The organism is Sphingobium sp. FG11, assembly GCF_057809915.1.
In genome coordinates this window covers 165,115-186,120 of sequence record NZ_JBMDKW010000007.1, presented here as the reverse complement: position 1 = coordinate 186,120, position 21,006 = coordinate 165,115, and the positions used below count along the sequence as shown (strand labels likewise).

The 21,006-nt window shown below is 60.1% G+C and carries 18 protein-coding genes, 1 tRNA gene and 1 pseudogene; 8 read left to right on the top strand and 12 right to left on the bottom strand.

The features are described from left to right. Positions 1-200 precede the first annotated feature (200 nt). Both ACODSN_RS08665 and ACODSN_RS08660 read right to left on the bottom strand, forming a co-directional pair. Complete coding sequence (locus ACODSN_RS08665; RefSeq protein ID WP_489054672.1) at positions 201-1,421, bottom strand: tyrosine-type recombinase/integrase; 1,221 nt, start codon at positions 1,419-1,421, stop codon at positions 201-203. A gap of 283 nt (positions 1,422-1,704) precedes the next feature. Beyond that, positions 1,705-2,064: a hypothetical protein gene (locus tag ACODSN_RS08660; RefSeq protein ID WP_489054653.1), complete on the bottom strand. Its 360-nt coding sequence runs from the start codon at positions 2,062-2,064 to the stop codon at positions 1,705-1,707. 290 nt (positions 2,065-2,354) lie between these two features. Here ACODSN_RS08660 and ACODSN_RS08655 point away from each other — a divergent pair, with 290 nt between their 5' ends. From ACODSN_RS08655 to ACODSN_RS08635, 5 genes are all read left to right on the top strand, one after another. After that, on the top strand, positions 2,355-2,534 hold the full coding sequence (locus ACODSN_RS08655; RefSeq protein WP_489054652.1) for a hypothetical protein: 180 nt from the start codon (positions 2,355-2,357) through the stop codon (positions 2,532-2,534). Between the two features lie 145 nt (positions 2,535-2,679). Continuing rightward, on the top strand, positions 2,680-2,880 hold the full coding sequence (locus ACODSN_RS08650; protein ID WP_489054651.1) for a hypothetical protein: 201 nt from the start codon (positions 2,680-2,682) through the stop codon (positions 2,878-2,880). Between the two features lie 455 nt (positions 2,881-3,335). Then, the gene (locus ACODSN_RS08645; protein ID WP_489054650.1) at positions 3,336-4,874 is read left to right on the top strand and encodes a VapE domain-containing protein; all 1,539 of its coding nucleotides are present in this window, start codon (positions 3,336-3,338) and stop codon (positions 4,872-4,874) included. A gap of 122 nt (positions 4,875-4,996) precedes the next feature. After that, positions 4,997-5,545 carry a recombinase family protein gene (locus ACODSN_RS08640; protein WP_489054649.1) on the top strand — a complete coding sequence of 183 codons (549 nt, stop codon included), beginning with the start codon at positions 4,997-4,999 and terminating at the stop codon, positions 5,543-5,545. A gap of 123 nt (positions 5,546-5,668) precedes the next feature. Continuing rightward, positions 5,669-6,127, top strand: a complete 459-nt coding sequence (locus tag ACODSN_RS08635; protein WP_489054647.1) for a hypothetical protein — start codon at positions 5,669-5,671, stop codon at positions 6,125-6,127. A 443-nt stretch (positions 6,128-6,570) separates the two neighbouring features. Here ACODSN_RS08635 and ACODSN_RS08630 read toward each other — a convergent pair whose 3' ends face one another. Next, positions 6,571-12,294 carry an autotransporter domain-containing protein gene (locus ACODSN_RS08630; RefSeq protein ID WP_489054645.1) on the bottom strand — a complete coding sequence of 1,908 codons (5,724 nt, stop codon included), beginning with the start codon at positions 12,292-12,294 and terminating at the stop codon, positions 6,571-6,573. A gap of 415 nt (positions 12,295-12,709) precedes the next feature. On the opposite strand from ACODSN_RS08630, the gene ACODSN_RS08625 reads away from it, so the two are divergent. Beyond that, positions 12,710-12,979, top strand: a complete 270-nt coding sequence (locus ACODSN_RS08625) for a hypothetical protein (protein WP_489054643.1) — start codon at positions 12,710-12,712, stop codon at positions 12,977-12,979. A gap of 173 nt (positions 12,980-13,152) precedes the next feature. Here ACODSN_RS08625 and ACODSN_RS08620 read toward each other — a convergent pair whose 3' ends face one another. After that, positions 13,153-14,211, bottom strand: coding sequence for a helix-turn-helix transcriptional regulator (locus ACODSN_RS08620; protein ID WP_489054641.1), 1,059 nt, complete (start codon positions 14,209-14,211; stop codon positions 13,153-13,155). 231 nt (positions 14,212-14,442) lie between these two features. Between ACODSN_RS08620 and ACODSN_RS08615 the strand changes: the two are divergent. Continuing rightward, positions 14,443-15,200, top strand: a pseudogene (locus ACODSN_RS08615) (IS5 family transposase). A 267-nt stretch (positions 15,201-15,467) separates the two neighbouring features. Here the strand turns inward: ACODSN_RS08615 and ACODSN_RS08610 are convergent. Then, positions 15,468-15,614, bottom strand: a complete 147-nt coding sequence (locus tag ACODSN_RS08610) for a hypothetical protein (protein WP_489054639.1) — start codon at positions 15,612-15,614, stop codon at positions 15,468-15,470. Positions 15,615-15,723: 109 nt separating this feature from the next. Between ACODSN_RS08610 and ACODSN_RS08605 the strand changes: the two genes are divergently transcribed. Then, the gene (locus ACODSN_RS08605; protein WP_489054637.1) at positions 15,724-15,945 is read left to right on the top strand and encodes a helix-turn-helix domain-containing protein; all 222 of its coding nucleotides are present in this window, start codon (positions 15,724-15,726) and stop codon (positions 15,943-15,945) included. Positions 15,946-16,055: 110 nt separating this feature from the next. On the opposite strand, the gene ACODSN_RS08600 is transcribed toward ACODSN_RS08605, so the two are convergent. The 7 genes from ACODSN_RS08600 to ACODSN_RS08570 all read right to left on the bottom strand — a co-directional run bounded on the left by ACODSN_RS08600 (position 16,056) and on the right by ACODSN_RS08570 (position 20,996). Continuing rightward, positions 16,056-17,318: a tyrosine-type recombinase/integrase gene (locus tag ACODSN_RS08600; protein WP_489054636.1), complete on the bottom strand. Its 1,263-nt coding sequence runs from the start codon at positions 17,316-17,318 to the stop codon at positions 16,056-16,058. 226 nt (positions 17,319-17,544) lie between these two features. Next, positions 17,545-17,620: transfer RNA gene (locus ACODSN_RS08595), tRNA-Phe, on the bottom strand. Positions 17,621-17,671: 51 nt separating this feature from the next. Then, on the bottom strand, positions 17,672-17,866 hold the full coding sequence (locus ACODSN_RS08590; protein WP_489054634.1) for a DNA gyrase inhibitor YacG: 195 nt from the start codon (positions 17,864-17,866) through the stop codon (positions 17,672-17,674). Further along, positions 17,856-18,845 carry a ribonuclease gene (locus ACODSN_RS08585; protein WP_489054632.1) on the bottom strand — a complete coding sequence of 330 codons (990 nt, stop codon included), beginning with the start codon at positions 18,843-18,845 and terminating at the stop codon, positions 17,856-17,858. Before ACODSN_RS08585 ends, ACODSN_RS08590 begins: the two co-directional genes overlap by 11 nt. Next, positions 18,838-19,407 carry a Maf family protein gene (locus tag ACODSN_RS08580; protein WP_489054630.1) on the bottom strand — a complete coding sequence of 190 codons (570 nt, stop codon included), beginning with the start codon at positions 19,405-19,407 and terminating at the stop codon, positions 18,838-18,840. Before ACODSN_RS08580 ends, ACODSN_RS08585 begins: the two co-directional genes overlap by 8 nt. Positions 19,408-19,423: 16 nt before the next feature. Beyond that, positions 19,424-19,642 carry a translation initiation factor IF-1 gene (gene infA, locus ACODSN_RS08575; RefSeq protein WP_107967729.1) on the bottom strand — a complete coding sequence of 73 codons (219 nt, stop codon included), beginning with the start codon at positions 19,640-19,642 and terminating at the stop codon, positions 19,424-19,426. Between the two features lie 58 nt (positions 19,643-19,700). After that, the gene (locus tag ACODSN_RS08570; RefSeq protein WP_489054628.1) at positions 19,701-20,996 is read right to left on the bottom strand and encodes an adenosylmethionine--8-amino-7-oxononanoate transaminase; all 1,296 of its coding nucleotides are present in this window, start codon (positions 20,994-20,996) and stop codon (positions 19,701-19,703) included. Positions 20,997-21,006 lie beyond the last annotated feature (10 nt).

Below are 21,006 nucleotides of genomic sequence, written 5' to 3'. Positions count from 1 at the left end.
ACTTCTCAGTGGAAATTACTGGCCTCCCCGGGTCACTTCTCAACGGCAATCAACAATATTATGCGTTAAAGGGCATAAACTGATCAATGTCGCCGCCATCGATCGATACGTTCGCGCAAGCGCGCGCTACAGCAAGGGCGTGTAGATGCGCGATCAAACCACAGAGTGATGTGCCCAACTGTTGACCGTAAGCGGGCCAGCTACTTCCGCCTGAAGTTTGCCTTCAAGATCGTCCCTCCGATCTGCAAACTATCGAGGTAATTCGACCAGTGCTGCATCATTTTGACGCGCTCATCCCAATGGGTGCCGCGGGCATAGGCACGTCGGACATCGTTGGATTCGACGTGGGCCAATTGTCGCTCGATAGCATCCGGATGCCACTTACCCATCTCATTCAAAAGCGTGCTGGCGGTGGCACGGAACCCGTGGGCCGAAACCTCGTCCTTCCCGAAACCCAACCGACGTAGCGCAGCATTCAGAGTATTATCGGTGATCGACCGATCGGCAGACCTGATGCTGGGGAACAGAAAATTGCCCCCGCCGGTGATAGGAGCCAGTTCGGCAATCATGGCCAGAACCTGGTTGGTAAGAGGGACCTTATGGGGGCGGCGCATTTTGGTTTTCTCGGCGGGTATCGTCCAGATCGCCGTTTCCAGATCGAACTCCTTCCATTCAGCCATCCGGAGTTCACCCGGCCGTGGGAACATATGCGGGAGCAACTTCAAGGCAATCCGAACCGCAGGCTGACCTTCGTGCGAATCGACTGCGCGCAGGAGGCCACCTAGCGCTTTGGGTTCCAATATCGCAGCGCGATGCTGCGTCTTGGGGGTGATCAATGCTCCACGGAGATCCGCCGAGACATCACGTTGGGCGCGCCCGGTGACGATCGCATAGCGGAAGATTGTCCCGAACGTGCTGCGGAGGCGATTCGCGGTCTCGTATCGGCCCCGCACCTCCACTTTGCGCAGGACCTCCAATAGTTCCGGCGCCGTAAGATCGGCAATTGGCCGGTTACCGATGAGCGGAAATGACAGATCCAGCAGCCAGCGCATCTTCTGGAGCGTCTTAGGCGCTCGGCCCTCCAACTCTAGCCGGGTGAACCATTCATCGGCGATCGCCTGAAAGGTTTCTTCCGCCTTGGCACGCTGCTCGCGGATTTTTTCCTTGCGCACTTCGGCAGGATCGCGGCCATCCGCTAAGGCCTCTCTGGCTGCCGAACGCTTCTCGCGAGCCTTGGCGAGCGACACTTCGGGATAGCTACCAAGGGACAGCGTCTTCTGCTTTTTGAGAAAACTGTAGTTCATCCGCCAAAGGCGGCCGCCAGCCTCAGTGACAAGCAGGTAGAGGCCCAGCCCATCGGTCAGTTTGTAAGGCTTATCCTTTGGTTTTGCTGCATTTATTGCCGTCACGGTAAGGGCCATCATGGTATCTCCGAAGTGGCAAATTGCCGGATACCATGAAAATACCATGATTGAGGGGTGGCTGACAGTGTACCCCCGGGGACGAGCGGGGACGATGGGTCAGTCAAAAACCCACGTTTTCCGCCATTTCCTGGACGTCTCTGGATGCTGCTGGATGAGATAAAAAGAACAAATGGTGCCCGGGGACGGATTCGAACCGCCGACACTGCGATTTTCAGTTGGTATGTGTAGGCCATAGCATATTGAGTTTCAAAGGTTATTGAAACATCGTGCTAGCATCGTGCTAATTCACGTTTGCCCGGATAGCCCAAATTCCTCGGACAAACTTCCGCGCGTCCGCATCGTGGGTGAACATGACCGACATCCAGATTGTGAGCGGTTGGCCGGGATCGACGCCCGCGCCGAGATGATAGGCGACATCAGGCCATTGCTTGAGCAGCTTATATTCGGGCGCGACCAGCCTGAAGGTCTCGTGCATGAGGCGCGCGACAATGGACTTCGCGATACCCTGACGCGCGGGGCCATTCACCGCCAGGGCGTCCGGATGCGTCACAGCTTCGTCCCACACCTTTCGGGCGATGTCGTCGGGGAATACAAACTTAAAGCGACGGGCATTTGCGGTATCGGGAACGAGCGTGAGCATTTGACCTCCATGATGGCGAGGCATGCATAGGCACGCATCTTTACGCGATGGTAAACGCCGGCCGGATTATGAACCAAGCCTGCAAAAGATGGTTAAGCCGCTTTCATAAATTCCTGGACGCGCTATAGGCCGTTGCAAGCCGCCGCTTTCGAGTCGTGGCCAGACCGGACCGAACAGGCGCATGTGCTCCTTGTCCAGTTGATCAGATCGGATTGCCCCCCCAGGCATTCGTGCAACCGCGCCATGTGGCGTTGGCCAAGAGGATCAATTGTGCTTGAAGGAGACTGGCCTTGGCCAAGCTTTCAGATTTTGTTTTCATCGACGGTGAGCGATATGCGCTCGGCGCCTATCCGCGCGACTATGTCGCACGCATTTCCCAGCAGGAATGGCTGGCCACCAATGGCGACCTGCTCGATTATCTCGAAGATATGGGCATCACGCCCGACATAGCGCAGGGGGCCGTGCTGTGAAGATGCCGCGCAAATGCCGTAGCCGGCGTGTCACTATCACTGCGCGCGATCCGCGCTGTAGCGATATCTTTCATTTCCCAGAGGATGCGCGGGCCGAAGCGCATGAACGCGAGCGGGCCGAACTGCGCGCGAAAGGTTGGGGCGCATGAGCAGGAAAAAGTCGAACCCGGATGATGCCTGGGATTTCTCCCAGGGCCTAGAGCACAGGAAAGCCGCGAAGCGGGGTTTGACCATCACCCATGATGCTTTCGACACGGCGCCCGAACCTGTGGCCAAGAAGCAGGCGCGCGATCACTGGATCAAGAGCATGGATTGGAAGTATCGCGAGAAGAAGGGGATCAAATAGCACAACGGCGGCGGGGATCGGGCCGTGCGCCCGGTTCTCGCAGCTTCAAGCCTCGCCAAAATGGCATGTGCATAATGTGTAGGATATAGAGAAGATATTGGGGAATATTGTTTCCAATACCATAGAATATTTCCTTTTTATATTATCTATAAAAATATCCTACACAAGCTGCACATCCTGCACGGATAGCCAAGACCTTCGCATCTGCGTGGCAAAAGGCCGGAAATAACCGCGCACCATATGTTGAGGATGTGCAGGATATCGTCGGTTATACTGCCATATAACTGACGATATCACGAACTTCCATTCCATCACGGCATAATTAAATACGAAGCGCAGGCTGGTAGCTGTCGCTTCGGCAGCAGGCCCGCGCTCCCTTGTCCAACGTGATGATAGCCGACCCGCTGCGTGTACCAGCCCGCGCAGCGGGCTCATCATTTCAAGAAGGACATTTCATGCAACAAGAAGAAGGCGCAAGGCCTCAGTTCACACTCCTGCCCGGCGCGACGACGCCAACCGAACTGGAGGAATATCCGGCGCAACTGGTCGCCATCATCACCAAACTCTCCGCGCAGCAGGCCAAGGGCGAGAAGATCAACATATTGCCGGTGCTTGATCTGCTCGACCCTGCGGAAAATAATGCCAGCCTGAAGGACTGGCTCGCCATCAATAGCGTGATGACCAAGCCAGCGTTCGACAAGGCCATGGCGAAACGGCAGCGTGACAAGATGATCAGCGCGGCGCTCGGCTTCGTGCCGGCCGATGCCCTGGACTATGTGACGCGCTACACGCAGGTCAACGGTATCGTGCTGTCGCCCAAGGGCATCGTCAAGCGCAGTCGCGCCTACCGGGTCGGTGATGCGGTCATTGACGAGAGCAATGCCGATCAATCCGATCTCATTCGGAGAACTTTTCAACTCGCCAATGCCGACGGCAACGACCTATCGGCCTTGGGCCGGGAACTGCGGCTGACGAGCGAAAAACTGTATCTGGGCTATCGAGACAGTGTCATCGGCGACGCCATCGCATCCTGGCAGGAAGAAACGACACGTAAGGCCAAGGTCGATACGTTCACGGCCATTGGTTATGAGAAGGGCCGCGCCACAGGTCCCCTCGGCAAAAAGATGTGGCAGGACATGGAAACGGCCTGCTTCGATGTTTCAGCCACCTGTTCCGACTTCGCCGTTGCGGTTATCCGCAAGTTCATGTGGCAGGTAAAGCGCAAGGCCCATGGCCTTCCCGTTACCAATCACCTCATGCCGGTCATCACCGGCGCGCAGGGCAAGGGCAAGACCCAGTTCGTCGAGCGCATGACCGCGCCGCTCGACGACTTAAAGAGCAGCACGGATTTTGGGGTCATCACCGACAACAAGACCATCGACATATGGAGTTCCTATATTCTGTTCCTCGACGAGATGGGGTTGCTTTCGAAAGCCGACGTCGACCAGGTGAAGAATCTCATCACGCGCGAGAGCGCCCCGATCCGGCTCATGAAGCAGAACAGCAGCGCCCAGGTGCGCAACTGCGCGACCTTCATCGGCTGCTCGAACAAGAGCCTGGGGCAATTGATACGCGATGAAACGGGCGTGCGCCGGTTCGCGGAACTGGAATTTTCCCGCGAACCGGATTTCGCGGCGATCAACGCCATCGACTGGATGATGCTGTGGCAGAGCATCGACGAACGCGAAGACGACCCCATGATCGCCATGGGCATGATGGACATGCTGCGCAGCCAGCAGGAGGATAATCGCAACCAGAGTCCGGTCGAAATCTGGGTTCGGCAGTTCGGCCACCTTCACAAGAATTGGACGCCGGCACGCGAGATGCATGATGCGTACCGGGAATGGGAAAAGGATGCCTTCCCCCGGGACAGCACCAACCAGAATATGTTCGGCCGTACCCTGACCAGCCTTTGCACGATGGTGCCCGACTTTCCGTTGGAGAAGCAGAAGGCTCGGGGCGCGATGCAATATCGCTGGCGCCCGCGCGCATGACGTAACAGACTACAGTCTGTCAAGACATTGATCCGACCTCGGAAAGGCGTCTTGGCAGGCTTGCTCTCTCCCCAAAAAGACACAATCGCAGCAGGGTCTTATACCCGCCCGAAGGAGAGGCCATGCTTGTCGGCTATGCTCGCGTATCGACCACTCACCAATCGCTCGACGTGCAGATCGAGCAGCTTGGGGCGCACGGCGTCGAGAAAATATTCCAGGAGCAGTTGAGCGGCAAATCGGCATCGAACCGGCCTCAGCTTAAAGCCGCGCTCGATTTTTGCCGAGACGACGATACATTTGTTGTGACCCGGCTCGATCGCTTTGCCCGGTCAGCTCAGGATTTGCATAATATAGTAGCTGCTCTCACAACAAAGGGCGTGGGGTTCCGATGCCTGCAACAGGGTGGTCTCGATACCACGACCAGTCATGGAAAACTCATGTTGGGCATATTGGCGGCGGTCGCTGAGTTCGAACTCGACATACGACAGGAGCGTCAACGCGAAGGGATCGACAAGGCCAAGGCCCAGGGTGTGTATCGTGGCGGTAAGCAGCGGTTCGATCCCGCCGTAATCCAGACACTATACGGCACCGGCATGAAACCCCGCGCCATCGCCCGTGAACTGCAATGCAGTCCGGCCACGGTGTATCGCTTGATCGGCGAAAATACCTGAAATCCATCTTCATGGCGGCTGAATTATTTTTGTTATTTTTCTGGCTGTTAACGCCACTCTTCGGTCGCTCTCACGAAAGACGACACTATGGCTCGCCTTGTCCGAAACCACAAGGAGATGTGCATGTCGATCCTCAAGTCCCTCAAGCTGACCGCTGCCAGCCCGGCCAATCCGGGCGCGTCGCAGCATGGCTTCCGCGTGAAGCTGCTGCGCTATCTGGAGGAACAGAAAGCGTTGGCCGAGGCCGAAATCGCCGGAACGCCGTTCCAGGCCACCAAGCGCATCACCAAGATCAATGAAGCCGGCCACCAAATCCGGGTGGACGCGCCGCGCACCGTTCGCAAGGGCTGGTTCACCGATAGCAGCGGTAAAATGTTCTTCCAGTTGCGTTATGGCTCCAAGCCCCTCGAATTTGCCAAGGGAATGAACGCCGTCGCGGTTGAAAACCTCGCTGACGTGCCCGGCATCATCGCGTCGATCATCAAAGCCCTCAACGCGGGCGAACTCGACCCGCAACTGACCGGCGCGATCGCCGAGCGCAAGGCTAACTTCAAGCCCAAAGCCAAGAAGGCTGGTGCATGACAATCGGCAGAATGGGATGGGCTATCAACGCCCATCCCTTATACCTGGCCCAGGAGGGCTGACCCATTTGGCGCTATGATGTTCGGGATATATCCGAGCAGCAATTTCGGCTGTTGCGCTTTCTTGCCCTCCATCGAGGCGCGACCGCACATATCGTTGTGAAGTCGGATCAACCTTGGCCGAGGGAGGTTGTCGCTCTTCCCCAGCGGCAGGATGCCAAGATCATCGGGGACGCGATTAACTGATCGGACCAAATATTCTCAAATCATCATCACGGCAAGTCGTGACGCTAACAAGGACCCCTCTCTCTGGTTTCAGTGGTCACTGTTGGCGACGTGTCACAACAATCCTGGCCGCAAGCTACACCGTAAAAGAAAGGGGGAGCAAGGCTTACGCCAAACTCCCCCAGGTAACTTACGGTGAATTCACGTGGTTTCTCAGGATCAGAACCCAACGTTGACGCCGCCGCGCACTTCGGCACCCTTTTGCGAGCCACCGAAATTGAGGCCGCCCTGGACGAATACACCGATGCGGTCCTTGAACACGGCGTTAAGGCCACCATCGATGGAACCATAGCCCTTGGGGTCCACACCGTTGAGGACGAACGGGCTGCCACCCGCAGCGTAAGCGAAGCTGCGGCTGCTGCCGACATCGCCCTGGAACGTGTAGCTGAGCTTGCCGAACGGACGGATGGCGACATCACCGCCATTCGACAATTCCGTGCCGAACCGCACGCCCAGTTCTGGCACGAACACCGTCTTTGAGTCGCGATCGGAGGTGAGGCCGATACCCCCGCCACCCTGTTCGGTGAAGCCGCCCAGCGACCAGTGCCGCAGCGCCAGTTTACCGTAAGGCAGGACCGTGACGGCACCACCGCCCAGGACATCATATCCCAGTTCGACATTGCCGTCCCACTGACGTCCCTTGAACGACGCCGTAGCGGTGCGGTCAAGGATCGTCAGCCGACGCGCGACATCGAAGTTGGAGAAGCCGTAGACGAACTGTGCGGCGGCCTTGAACGGGCCGAAGCCGTGCTTCCAGTTAACACCCAGCGAGTAGGTCTTGGCCTTTGCCGATTCCGGCGTGCCCCGCGCATCGATATCATGCTGCGCATAGGCGAAGCCGATGCCGAAACCGCCCTGGTTCGAATAGGCCAGGTTCAGACCGACCGCGCCGCCATAGCTGTTGTCGCGGATTTTCGAAGCGCCCGACTTCGTTCCGCCATAACGGGCGAAGCGGCCGACCGGATTGATCCACAACCCAACACCGGACTTGCCGATGCCGACCGCCGACGCCGTCTCGAAGGATTCGGTGAGTGCCGAATTCTGCTCGATCGCCGCCAGCGAGCCATAGATCTCCGCCGATGACAGTTCGTTGAACAACTGCGCCGCGCCAGCCTGGCTCAAGCGCCAGTCAAGGCCGGAGACGATGTTCGCGGCGTCCTGCACCCGACCGATCTCGCTGACGGTCGTGAACACCGCGCCGCCATTGGCATCATCCCTGATTTTCTGGACAAGCGTGGGGATCAGAGCGTCCAGGGCGTTGGCGGCGGATGCTGCGTTCGGGTTGGTTGCCACCGTGGCGTAACCCGCTCGCGTGGCGGCAATGTTGACCGTCTTGGTCGCCGCGTCGTTCTTTAGTTCAAAGCTGACGAACGGCGAACTGATCGACTGGGTGACCGTCGCGCTGACCGCGCTACCGGCATCGCCATAGGTGAACAGCGTATAGCCATCGCCTGTCGAGTAGATCGCATCCTTCGTCACATCGACCAGCACGTTGCCGGCCAGCGTCACCTTGCCGGTCACGTCGATGCGCGAAGGCGTCGACTGGGCCGAGGTGCCGTTGGTGGGCGTGGTGAAGAACGGCACGTTCGCCCCTGCTTCGATCGGACCAAGCACTTCGGCGCCGCCATTGACCGTCCCGATCGTGACCGGCGCGAAGCGAACCAGCGACGGGTTGATGCCGACGACGGTCGTGCCGGTGGCCGATTGGGAGTAGTTGCCGTTCAGGACGACATGAACGCCCTCGATCGTTTCACGGCCGCCCGAAGCGATGCTGCCGCCAACGATCCCGCCGTCCACCAGGGTGCGGCGACCAAAGACCAGCGATCCGCCATTGACCGTGATGTCGCCCCTGATGCCGATATAGGGGCCGTCGGGATCGGTCGGGTCATAGGCAGGGCCGGTAATTTGCAGTTCGCCGCCGTTCACGTTGATCGATCCGACGTCCGCGCTCCAGCGATCCGGGCTGACCGGGAACTCGGTGTCATACGCCGCCAGATTCAGGACGAATGTGCCCGTGCCGGTCTTGTTGACGCTGTTGACGCCCAGGATGCGAACCGGATTGTAGTTGCTGTAGAAGACGAACGGGTTCTTTTCGAGCGCGAGCGCCTCCTTCGACTTGACCGCTTCGGGCAGATATTCGGGCGAGGTCAGCGCCTTGTCCCGGAACACATCCGTTCCCAGGAAGCCCGACCCATTGAGGTTGAGCGTGGTGTCGGTCAGGCGGGCATCTGTGTCCGCATCGCGCTGCCCCCTGATATCACCCAGGGTGACGGACCCGTTGTTCAGGTTGACCGTCGCTTTGACATTGCTGGTCAGCACGGCGGGGGCGTCGGCCCGGCCGAATGGATCGTCTATGGTCGCCCCGCCGACACTGACGCCGCCGGCCAGGAAATTATTCTGGTCGAGGACATAAGTCTGGTTGGTCAGGGTCGCGGCCGGCGTCACCGTCTGGGTCGTGGCGATGACGGTCCTTACGTCGGTCTGGCTGTGATTATAGACCTCATTGCCCAGCACCACAGTCCCGCCGATACCGCCATTGTTGGTCACGGCGCCGGTAGCGCCCGCCACAAAGACGCTGCCGCCGATCAACGCGCCTGAAGCGTTGGTGACAGAAGCATTGCCGCCAACCCCGGTATAGACGTCGGTCGTCTCGCTCCGACGCAGGCCGACATTGTTCAGGTTCGTTTCGTTCGTGGTCGTAGAGACGACCGAGTGAAGCGCATCGGCAAAGACCGATCCGCCCACCGAACCGGCATTGCCGACCACGGCCGTCTTGTCGCCGTCGGCATAAACGCCGCCGCCGATCTGGCTTTTCGCGCCGATGGTCACGATAGCATCGCCACCGGCAAGCGTGGTGGTGAAGTTGGACTGCCTCTCCGTCGCCACGCCCGCGCTGTTATACAGCGTAGTCGAACCATCCGCTATATCGGTGAAGTGGCTATATGCCTCAACATCACCGCCTACCTTCGATCCGCTGGCGATGGTCGCGGCGGCCGAGGTCAGGCCGGTCGCGTCGATCGATCCGGCAACGCCTGCCTTGTCCAGTTTCTTGAGGTCGCTGGCCGTGTCAACCAGCACCGAAGCAGCACCACCGACCGCTTTGCGGTTATAGCTGGCAACAGATTTGGATCGTGCAGGCGCCAGCGTGCCGAAACTAGTGGAACCCGAAGCCGACACCTTACCGGCATAATCGGTGGTCTCGCTATACTGAAGGTCGGTGCCATAGGCCGTCGCGGAAGCGTTGCCACCGACCGTTCCGGTGACGGTGGTCGTCGCCTTGCCCCGCGGGGTCGCGCTTTCCGCATCGCCAAACACAGTCCCGCCGACCGCGACCGACGCATCGCCGACGCCGGCGTTCGTCACGCTATTATAGGTGAGCTTTTGCGAAGCAGTGGCCGTGCCGGCCGTCGCGTCGCGCGTAAAGCTCTCTTCAAGCTTATAGACATCATCGGCACCGCCTGTGCTGGCGCGGACATTCGCAGCATGGCCAGCACTGCCGACCGTGCCGCCCTTGGCGACCGTCACGGTCGCGCCGGTCCGGCCGGACGCTTGGACACCGCCGGAGCTGGAAGCGGCTTTACCTGTCGCCGCGATATCGACCGTGGATGCGCCGCCAACCGATCTGGAATCGAAACCAGTCGTATCGGTCAGGCTATCGGTCCGCGTGACGCCCGCCGTGATGGTCTGGGACGCCGAAAAGGCCGAGCTACTGCTACCGTCGCTCGCCGCTGCAACCGACGCAATGTCCCCATCGACGGTCCCTGACAGGGTCACGGCGCTATTGCCGGTGGCGGAGGAATAGAGCGAAGGTATCGCGCCCGCTTCACCCTCTGCTGATAGCTTGCCGCTGACCATGACCGTGCTGTCACCGCCCGCGTTGGTGGTGGATGCGGAACTGGACGATTCGGTCAGGCTGCGCGTGCCGTTGCCGCCGGACAGCAACTCGACCGACTTGCTCTCTTCGCTGGACTGGCTGTTCGCCGAGCCTGCCTTCGACGTCAGGCCACCATAGATCACGCCCGAAACCGTCGCCTTGCTTGCCTTGTCGGCGACTTGGGTCACAGAACCATCGCCAAACACGCCGAAATTCGCCGTGCCGTTGACGCCGGCATATGTGCCGGTGACGTTTCCGCCGGTGCTGGCGGTCGTGATCGACGACTTGTTTTCATCAGTCTTCGTCACGACGTCCAGCGCAGGGGGCACGCCGATCGCGGTCGACGTCTTGGTCGAGCCGCTGGTGGTTGTCGTTTCATCCGCGCCCTGGCTGGTCAGGCTTGTTGCGCGAAACACGGAGCCGTCGTTGGTATAGGTCACGTCGCCGCCGGCGGTGAGTGAAACACCGCCCTGGACCTGGCCGCCCGCCGCATTGGCGAAGCTCGCCGTTCCGGTGGTCGTCACATCGCGGACGACACCCTCAACCTGGTTGCTGTTTTCGATCAGCGTGGCGCTGCTCGACGTCACATTGCCGCTCTTACCGCTCGCACTCGTCAGCGTTCGACCCGACGTGCCAAACACATTGCCCTTGATCGTACCGGCATTGGACAGGACGACACCCGTGTCGCCGGTCGCGATCAGGCTGCCGTCGATCGAGCCGGTCGCACCGACGGTGCCCGTCGCGACACCGCCCGCCGCCGTTAACGAGTCGCTGAAAGAAGCAAGCGTGCTTTCATGCACTTCATTCGTGGCCTCAGAAGTCAGGTTGATGGAGCCTTTTACTGCGCCGTCGACAACCGCCGTCGCGCCGCCCTGGCCTGCAACCGAGACATTGCCGCCGACGCCGCCGTCCTGACCGATTGCCACCTCTGCCGTCTTGCCAGCCGCCGTGCGGGTGGATTTTTCGGCGTTGCTGACTTCCGTCGCGCCGTCGATCGCCCTTACTCGCGTGAAGGTGGTGGAATATCCGGCCGAACTGGCGTTCACATTATTCTCGACGGCTCCGTCGATAGCGGCGACCGCCCCGCCAACGCCGTTGGCCGTGACCGATGCCACATCGCCATCGTCGGTCACAGTCACCTTGGCGACCCCGCCGCCGCGCGTCTCATCGCTGCGAGTCGTCGTCGTCGTCACCGTGCCGCTGACGACCGGGTTGCTGCCGGACACGGTCTCAGTCAAGCCACCTGCGGTTGCCACGACATTGCGAGCCTTGGCGGAAACGGTCACTTCGGCGCTGGCCAGGCCATTAGCATTCAGGTTGCCGCGTACATTGTCTTCCGCGTCGGCGGCGTCACCCGCCTGAATGATACTGGCCTTTCCGCCGGTACGGCTCGTCTTTGTGATACCATCAACCGTGGCGGCGGGCGTCGAAACAGTCGTCGAGGCGGCAAGGACATTGCCCGACCGCACAGCGCCGGCGGCGGCGGTCGTCACCGACACATTGCCTTGACCCGAAGCGGCAACGCCATTGTGCACCGCGCCACCATTCGCAATCGTGACATCGCCACCAAAGCCGATGGCCCGCAGTCCGCCAGCGATCAGGCCATTATTCGTTCCGGTGAAGCTGTTCGCCGACCCGGCTGCAGCGCGGCCATTGAAGATGGCGCCCGCGCCATCGGTGACTGCGCCTGCGGAATCGACCGCGCCGACCTTACCGCCGTTGAGGAACTCGATCTTGCCGTCACCCTGCCCCGCTGCGGGGTTAAGTTCGATGGAATTGCCCGTCACTGCGGATGCAGAAGGAACCGTGAGCTTCAAATTGGCATCATCGGGCGCGGTTATCGCGGTCACGATCGCTGCATTGACGCTGGTGCCGGAGACCGACGTAGCCGGGGCGACCGGTGCCGGAACGGTCACATCACGGGCTTGGACCGATGGGGTCAGCATGATAGCGGCCGGCAATGCGGTCGAGAGCAGCAGCGCTCGTTGAAAACTCGTCTTGTTGGTCATGATGATGAACTTCCCTGTCGTGTCGCAGGCGAGCGTCATCAACGTACGAATGATCGTGCGTTAGTATCACCGCCTACTTGTGAATATCTAATGTTGATAGAGCGCTAATTGCTCATGCGAACCCCGGTCACGCCATCTACTCCCCCTAATTGCCTGTAAGCGAATAAAATTCCATCGCTCATTACGCATAATATAGATCAAATTCAGCGCCCTACTGATGTCTATAGAGATAATCAGAACTATATCGATATATATAGTATGCACTACTTACATATATAAACTCACTATAGATATGTTACATTTAGTTATATGCAATCTCTATATGTTTATGCATGTGTGTACAGTTTACATCCTTATAAATTTTTTGTTAAATGCAACCATATCATACCTCATATTTCGTAGGATATATATTTACATGGAAGCAGTTTTCATTGACAAGATTTTAAAAACAGATGATGATTTTCATCAAAAATTTGGAATCAACTTTATCCGCCCAGAAGCCAAGATCATGCTCATCCTGAAGCGAAATGGACCACTCTCTATTAAAGAGACAATGAGCTTTCTCAATCTATCCTACCGTGGTTTTTATCTAATAATTCGGAAGATGATTGACCAAGGTCATATTGTTGTTGAACAAGATAAAATTGACGGTCGTGTCAAAAAACTCAATGTGGCAAACTGCTAGCTTTTTAGCCGTTTATAGACAGTTTTTTACCTATTCGTTTGATCAATTTATCGAAAGAATTTTGTCTATACGTCTCAACTTTCCGCTACATGCATCGGCATCGAATATGGTGCGGAATAAGCATATGGGGTGGATCGTCAGTCGACACATCACCCGAATTAGGTAGCCGGATCTTATAGTTCGGAATCTGGCACGCCTATTTGTCCCAGCATCATTACCAGATCGGCCTGACGGCTAACCCCTGTCTTGCTGAATATGCCCTTGAGCTGCGTACGAACGGTTTCGACAGAGACGCCCGCATCGAGAGCGATTACGGCAACCGCCTTACCTTGCACAAGTGCGTCGGCGATCCTCGCTTCAGCCGGGGTCAGATCGAACAACGATTGCAACAAGCCAGTGCCCGGAGCAATTCGCCGCGCAGGATCGGCGACGATCAGCATCGCAGCAGCATTGGTGAAGATATCTCGCGCATCTCCCTGGATTGGCACCATGTGGAGCACGCGAAACCCGACAGGGGGCACACGAATCCCGATGGAGACGCCGAGGAAGGGAGCCGCAGCGAACGCCCGGTCTAATTGCACCTGTGCTGGCTTAGGCAGATTCAGAAGGCCGTGCGCCCCGACTAAAGGCTGCATCTGCCTTTCGAAGCCGGCATTGGCGATCGCGATCCTTCCCGAAAAGTCAAGAATGGCGCTGGCTACTCCAGCTATACTAAGCGCCTCGACTGCCGACCGCATCCTCTCGAAATGAAAGCTTGCGCTCAGCATTGCCGATCGAGCGATGTGGGGACGCAAGGCGTCCAGCGCGAGGATCGATCTGCGCGCCGCGGCAGTATCCGGCAGGCCCTCAAGCGACATCAGCAGCGATGCCGATGGTGCGTCCTGGATCAGTGTGGCCGCCCCCACGGCGCAACCGTGGGGGATCAGCCAGTCGGTGTAGATAGGCAGAGTCCGGGTCTCTTCCTCGGTCACCAGGTCGAGATCTGTCAGGAACCCCGGATGCGGCGGATGGGCCACAAGCCGTTCCACCCTGACATTCTGCGTGACGAGCGGCGTCTTTTCGAAAAGGCGAACGGTTGCCTCAATGGCTGGCGAACAGATTGATTTTTGCGCGGTCGCCGACGCCCGGATCAGCATGCCGCCTTGGGCATCGAACTTCTCCGCCAGCGCATCTAGCACGTTTGCCCAGCGCTCCGGCAATACGGCCGCCTCGTAAATGGAGTCGATAAGCATGAATTTGTAAGCCCCTTATTCCGAGTAGCGTAAAGGGAAAACGGGTGCCAGCCTGCGTGCGTTCGTCGGCGAACCAACTACAGATGATCCATCACCCCTTCAATCTGATAAATGGCTGCGAAAACGGCTGCGCTCACTCATCTGACTTAGGGTCCAAACCCAATCAGCCTCTTGAAAATCTGGGCGCACATTGATTCAGAGAGGCTGCGCTGAAGCAGGAGGCCCTTTGAGATGTCGCGTTCGTTGTTCTGGTTGTCGGATAAAGCTTGGGCGGCGATCGAGCCGCACTTGCCGAAGAACCAGCCCGGAGCGCGGCGCGTCGATGACCGGCGGGTGATCTCAGGCATCATCCACATGCTCAAGTGCGGTGGCCGCTGGGCGGATTGCCCTTCGGAATACGGCCCTTCGACGACGATCTATAATCGATGGAACCGGTGGAGCCGCCGGGGCATCTGGACGCGCATCCTAACAGCACTGACAGAGGAAGGCTGGATCGCGGAAACGGGTCAGATCGACAGCAGCTATATCAAGGCTCACCGCTCTGCTGGTGGTGCAAAAGGGGGGCGCGGGCCAATGCCATTGGCATCTCGCGTGGCGGCAGGACAACGAAAATCCACGCTCTTGTCGATGTCCTCGGACGGCCCCTCCGCCTCGTCCTGACGCCCGGCAACACCTCGGATGTGAAAGGGGCCTACCTACTGATCAGCGAAACAGCAGGAATGAAACGGGTGATCGCCGACCGTGGCTACGATGCGAACCGCATCAGGGCTGCCTTACGCAAACAGGGCACGATCCCGGTCATCCCAGGCCGACGCAACCGCAAGCGCCCGATCCAGTATGACAAACGCCGCTACAAGGACCGCTGGCGCGTTGAGGCCATGTTCTGCCGCCTCAAGGACTTCCGCCGCATCGCTACCCGCTACGACAAGCTCGCACGGAATTTCCTCTCAGCCGTAAGCCTTGCTGCTGCCGTTGCCTTCTGGCTCTGAACGAGCCTCAACCCTAGGGACGCTTCGCTGGGAGAGTCGATGGCAGCGGCAACAGCAGATCGCCGCGTCCGACCAAGCCATTGGAGCAGCGCGTCTACATAAAGCTGTGAAGTTCCGTAACGGAACTTTTCCGCTCTAAGAGCGGCCGCAGACGCCTGACGCATTGGGAAGCGTAATAAGGACATTTTGGGATCAGCCCGCTGTCCGCGGCCCCTCGCTGGGCTAGGCGGTGCTATTCAGCTCGGCACGGACGCAATTCATGCTCGGCTACCTCGCTTCGGTAGGGCCGAACATCACCGAACCTGCGCCATATTGCGCTTCCAATATGCGCTTGGCATCGAAATAGGATTGCGCCTGGACCTGCACCTCGGTCGAGCTTCCCCCGATCCGTACTTTTGCGCGCCATGTCTTCATATATGCCTCCTGATAGTCGGGGCCGTCCCCGATAGAGGACGCGATACCATGGTTTGATGAGGCGTAAAGTGAAATATGTCCCCTATAGGGGATAGAGCGCTGCGAGCTTGTGGCCAAGCGTTCGGTAATGGCTTTGTCAGAGATTTTTGGTCGGAATGTCCGCGTCGCCCGGACGAAAAAGGGTTGGACGCAGGAGCAGCTCGCTTTCGAGGCCAATGTGAAGCGCAGCTACATAAGCGAAATCGAAGGCGGGAAACGCAATCCCTCGCTCGATGTGGTCGAGAAGATCGCACAGGCGCTTGGTGTCAAACTCGGGTCATTGATCGAATGACTGAGGGCGGGGCCAGAGCGACCCTGTGATTGGCATTCTGTGGCGTAGCGCACGTCGATGCGCCGGATGTGCGTTTGACCCTGTGCGGCCCCTTGTAGGGCACAATTAAGCTATGCGGCCCAGTCAGGGCGGAGCGCATCCTTGAACTGCTCGACATCGACCTGGCCATAGAATTTGTCGATCATGTCGGGGCTGGTGCCGGTATTGCGGGCGAGCGCGAACACATCGACGCCGGCGCGCAGTTGCTGGGATATGTAGAAATGCCGGAAGCTGTAGGCATCGCGTTTCTTGCCACGATGATCGGTCTTGAGGTTGGCGGCTTCGAGCAGCGCATTCAGACTGTTGTTGAGTGAGGTCAGTCGGCGCCCGTCGGGCGCTGCGAACACCGGATCGTTATCCGCTGGGGCCTGACCCGCATTATAGGCCTTCCACAAGGTCCAGAGCATGTCGAAGCCCGCTATAGCCCCGAGATGCGGTACGAACTCGCGCGCCTTGCCCTTGCCCCGTGCGCGGATGCGAATGTCACGTTCGCCAATCGGCTTTGCGACATGCTCGCGATATTGCAGGATGTCGCCCCAATTGAGATTCTTCAACTCGGTCGGCCGCATCCCGGTGTTGGCGGCGATAGTGACATAGGCATAGAGGATCGTCCGATCGCGTCGAACCTCGCGATTAATGTCGGGATCGGTCATGCGCGCTTCGGCCAGTTTGCGAAGGGCCTCGATCTCGCCCGATGAATAGCTCGGCCTGGGCGATGGCGGTACGCGCGGCGTATCGACATCGGGTATCTGGGTCTGGTTGATGTAGCCCCACTTCGCGGCCTGTCGGAAAAGCTGGCGTAACACGACCGCTTCGCCCCGCTGGCTGCTCAGGCTCGGTATGCGGCGCATCTCAGTCGCCGGTCGCTTCACGCGCTTACCGGCACGAACATATTCGATATGGGTCTGGTCCTTGCCCGGCCCGGTCGTCCAGAACGCTTTGCGCCAGGCGGTATAGCGCGTCAGGTCCGCATCGGTAATCGCGTCGATCGGCTTCTTGTCGAAGAACGGGACGAAATAGCGTTCGACCAAGGGCCTGATCCTATCGCCCCGATCATGCCGGACCTCACCATCCAGCGCCAGACGATCCATATGATCGCAAAACTCTTCGGCCACGGCTCGGAACGACCGCTGCACCGCGCGCAGCCCGTTCTCTTTGCGATATTGGGCCTCATGCCAAAGCTTGTTCGCCTTGCGCTGCGCTTCGGCTTCGTCCGGCGTGCCCAGCGACTTCCTGATCTGCCCTTCGCCTCGGATGCTGAACCGCATCCACCAGATCGTGCTACCTGGCCGCTGAAATATCGTGAATGGCTCTTTCCCGGCTATCCGGCTCATTTCCATGCGTAACTTGCCCCGACATCATAGCGCAGGCCGGTTTGCGGACTGCGCTGGCTGTGCTTGAAATGTGCTAGAACAGCCCCGCCCGACATAAGCCGCAGAGGGTTAAAGTCTTGATATTGCTGAAACGATGAAAAGCTGCGTGCTAGCACTGTGCTAGCTTAACTACACCTCACTCAAAGAGCGAGAGCGTTGGTAAGTCATTGATTTCACTAGGAAATAATGGTGCCCGGGGACGGAGTCGAACCGCCGACACTGCGATTTTCAGTCGCATGCTCTACCAACTGAGCTACCCGGGCACGCGCGGCTGGCTGGTCAGCCGGCCGGTTGGAGAGCGCAGCCTATAGGCATCAGTCCGGGTCGCTGTCCACCCCATAATCGCCGCTTTTTTGCGCATCGGGCGCGGCTGCGCGGCCGGGCACGCGGTAGCCGTCGCCCAACCATTGCAGCAGATCGCGGTCGCGGCAGCGGTCGGAGCAGAATGGCCGCGTCTTTGGCTGCGAGGGCTGGCCGCAGATCGGGCAGGAGGCCGATTTAGGCGACATGGCCGGCCGCCAATGCGAGCGTTTCGTCACTGTGCAAGGCGATCGCCCCGCCCCGCCGCCGGGCGAGCCGCGCGATCCATTCGCTCTCGCGGTGAAGCCGGTCGATGATTGCGGGCGCAGCCGTCAGCGTTGCCGGGCCGCCCTGACCATGGCGCTCGGCCCGGCGCAGCAGGGCAAGCGCAGCGGTGGCGACAGGGTCGGCGCGCAGCACCTCCATCAGATTGGCGCGTTCGCGGCGGCGGATGATCTGGATGAAGCCGAAGCCGTTCACGGCGGTGCGCTCGAACGGCAGCGGCAGATATTTGTCGATCTGCGCGGCGGCGATGGCGCGTTCGTCCTTGTTGTTCATCGTCGGCAGGTCGATGCCGATCGATCCGGCCAGCCCCATGCGGCGGACCGCCTGCGCCGCAAGCTTCGCGCCCTTGGGGCCAAGCTGCGCCGGCGGCAGGCTGCCGTCCACATCGATCAGAATCATGGCGGGAGTCAGGAACAGGCGCAGGCTCGCCGCCTCGGTGCCCACCTCGCCCGATTGCGCTTCCTCGATCAGTTCGCCCCAGCCATGCGCCTCCAGCCGATCCTCTTCATGCGCGGGACAGGGCGTCACCGGCACGCCGGTCGCGTAAAGCCGCTGGAGCAGGGTTGGCGCGGGACGCGGCTTGTTGCCGGGCAGCGCGACGCGCCCCTTGGCGAGTTTGGGCCGCCCCTCTTCGGCAATCGCCTCGCGGAAAATCTCAATCGTGACCAGCGCACCTTCCGCCACCTTGGGCGGGATCGGCTCGATCAGCACCTCTTCACCACCGTCCAGTCGGACCATGCCGCGTCTGCGCGGGATGATCGTGCGCACCAGCCGCCCCTGAACGAAAGCGCCGGCGCGCACGCCGCCATCCTCGCGCTCAATCAGCGCCTCGACCAGTTTGCCATGTTCGATCAGGGCCGCGCGCGCTTCGCCGATCCCCTCTTCATAAAGCCAGTCAGCCAAGGCGCACTCCAGCACTTTCGAGCAACGCCCGGGTTTCGAATAATGGCAGGCCGATGACGCCGGAATGGCTGCCGGATAGGAAGCGCACGAAGCTCTCGGCGCGCCCCTGAATGGCGTAGCCGCCAGCTTTGCCCAGCCCCTCTCCGCTCGCGACATAGGCGTCGATCTCCGCCTCGGTCAGCCGTTTGAAGGCGACAATGGTGTCCGCCACGCGCAGGCGCGGACGGTCGTCGCCGCCGATCACGCACACCGCCGACAGCGCATGATGCCGCCGCCCGGAGAGCAACCGGAGCAGCGAGCGCTGGATATCCTCGCTATCGGCGGGCGGCAGGATGCGGCGGCCGAGCGCGATCGTGGTGTCGCCGGCGATCACGATCTCGTCGGGCGAGCGGTCGACGGCGCGAGCCTTTTCTTCCGCGAGGCGCAGCGCATAGGGGCGCGGCAGCTCGCCCTTGCGGGGCTGCTCGTCGATATGCGGGCCGACAATGCGATCGGGCGTTACGCCGATGCGCGCCAGAAGATCGCGACGCCGCACCGATGTGGAAGCCAGAACGATCCGCATGATGCCGCTCGCAGACTTATTTGAAACGGTAGGTGATCCGACCCTTGGTCAGGTCATAGGGGGTCAGTTCGACGAGCACTTCGTCGCCCACCAGCACGCGGATGCGGTTTTTGCGCATCTTTCCGGCGGTGTGGCCGAGAATCTCGTGATCATTTTCCAGACGCACACGGAACATCGCGTTGGGGAGAAGCTCCACAACCGATCCGCGCATCTCAAGCAGTTCTTCTTTCGCCATAATATCCCGAAACGTCAAAAATCGCGCCGCCATAGCGCCTAAATGCCGAAATGGAAAGTCAGTCGGACAGGCCGAAATGATCGCCCGCCTGCGCAAGCGCCGCAAAGATGCGATCCAGCTGCTCTGAATCCATGCAATAGGGCGGCATCAGGTAGATGCTGTTGCCCAGAGGGCGCAGTAACAGGCCTTTTTCAAGGAAAAAGGCGCGCAGCGCCGGGGCGAGATCGGAGAGGTAGCCAGCGTCCGTCGCGACCAGGTCGATGGCCACGATCGTGCCCGACTGGCGCGGATTGGCGAAGGCGGGATGGGCCGAGAGCTTTGCCAGACGGTGCGCCAGGCCAGCGGCGAGCGCGGCGATTCGCCCCCGCACATCCTCATCGCGCCAGATGGCGAGATTGGCGGCGGCGGCGGCGCAGGCGATCGGGTTCGCCGTGTAACTGCTGCTGTGGTAAAACAGCCGCGCGCGGTCGGCGGAATAATGCGCGTCGAAAATCGCCGATGTCGCCAGCGTGGCCGCAAGCGGGAGCGCGCCGCCGGTAATGCCCTTCGCCACCGCCATGATGTCGGGGACGATCCCCGCCTGTTCGCAGGCGAACAGCGTTCCGGTGCGCCCCCAGCCGGTCATGACTTCGTCCGCGATGAAGAGGACGCCATGACGGGCGCAGATCGCTGCCATCTCGCGCAACACCCAGGCCGGGTAGATCAGCATGCCCCCCGCGCCCAGCACCAGCGGCTCGACGATGAAAGCGGCGGGTGCATCGGGAGCCGCGCAGGCATCTTCCAGCGCGGCGAGGCAGTCGGACTCGCGCCCCGCCCCCGGATAGGGAATCGTGCCGACGTCGAACAGCAGCGGCTGCCAGGCCGCATTATAGACGCCCCGCTCCCCGATCGCCATCGCGCCGATCGTGTCGCCATGATAGCTATGTTCCAGCACCAATATTCGCGAGCGCGGCGGCGGCCCGCCATCAAGCGACAGGTTGTACCAATAGCCAAGCGCCATTTTGAGCGCGACCTCGACCGCGGTCGATCCGCTGTCGGAGAAAAACACGTGGGCCAACGGCGGGCGCTCAGGGGCGCGGGGTGCGAGATCGACCAGCCCCCGCGCCACGACCTCGGCCGGTTCGTGGGTATAGCCCGCGAAGATCAGCTGATCGAGCCGCCCGGCCTGCGCCGCGATGGCAGCGACGATGCGGGGATCGCAATGGCCGTGCGTCGTCACCCACCAGCTCGAAATACAGTCGATCAGCGTTCCGCCATCGGCCAGATACAGCACCGCTCCTTCGGCCCGATCGACGCGGGGAATTGGCTCTTGCAGGCCATGCTGGGTGAATGGATGCCAGACGGGAGAAGTCATGGCGCGGCTT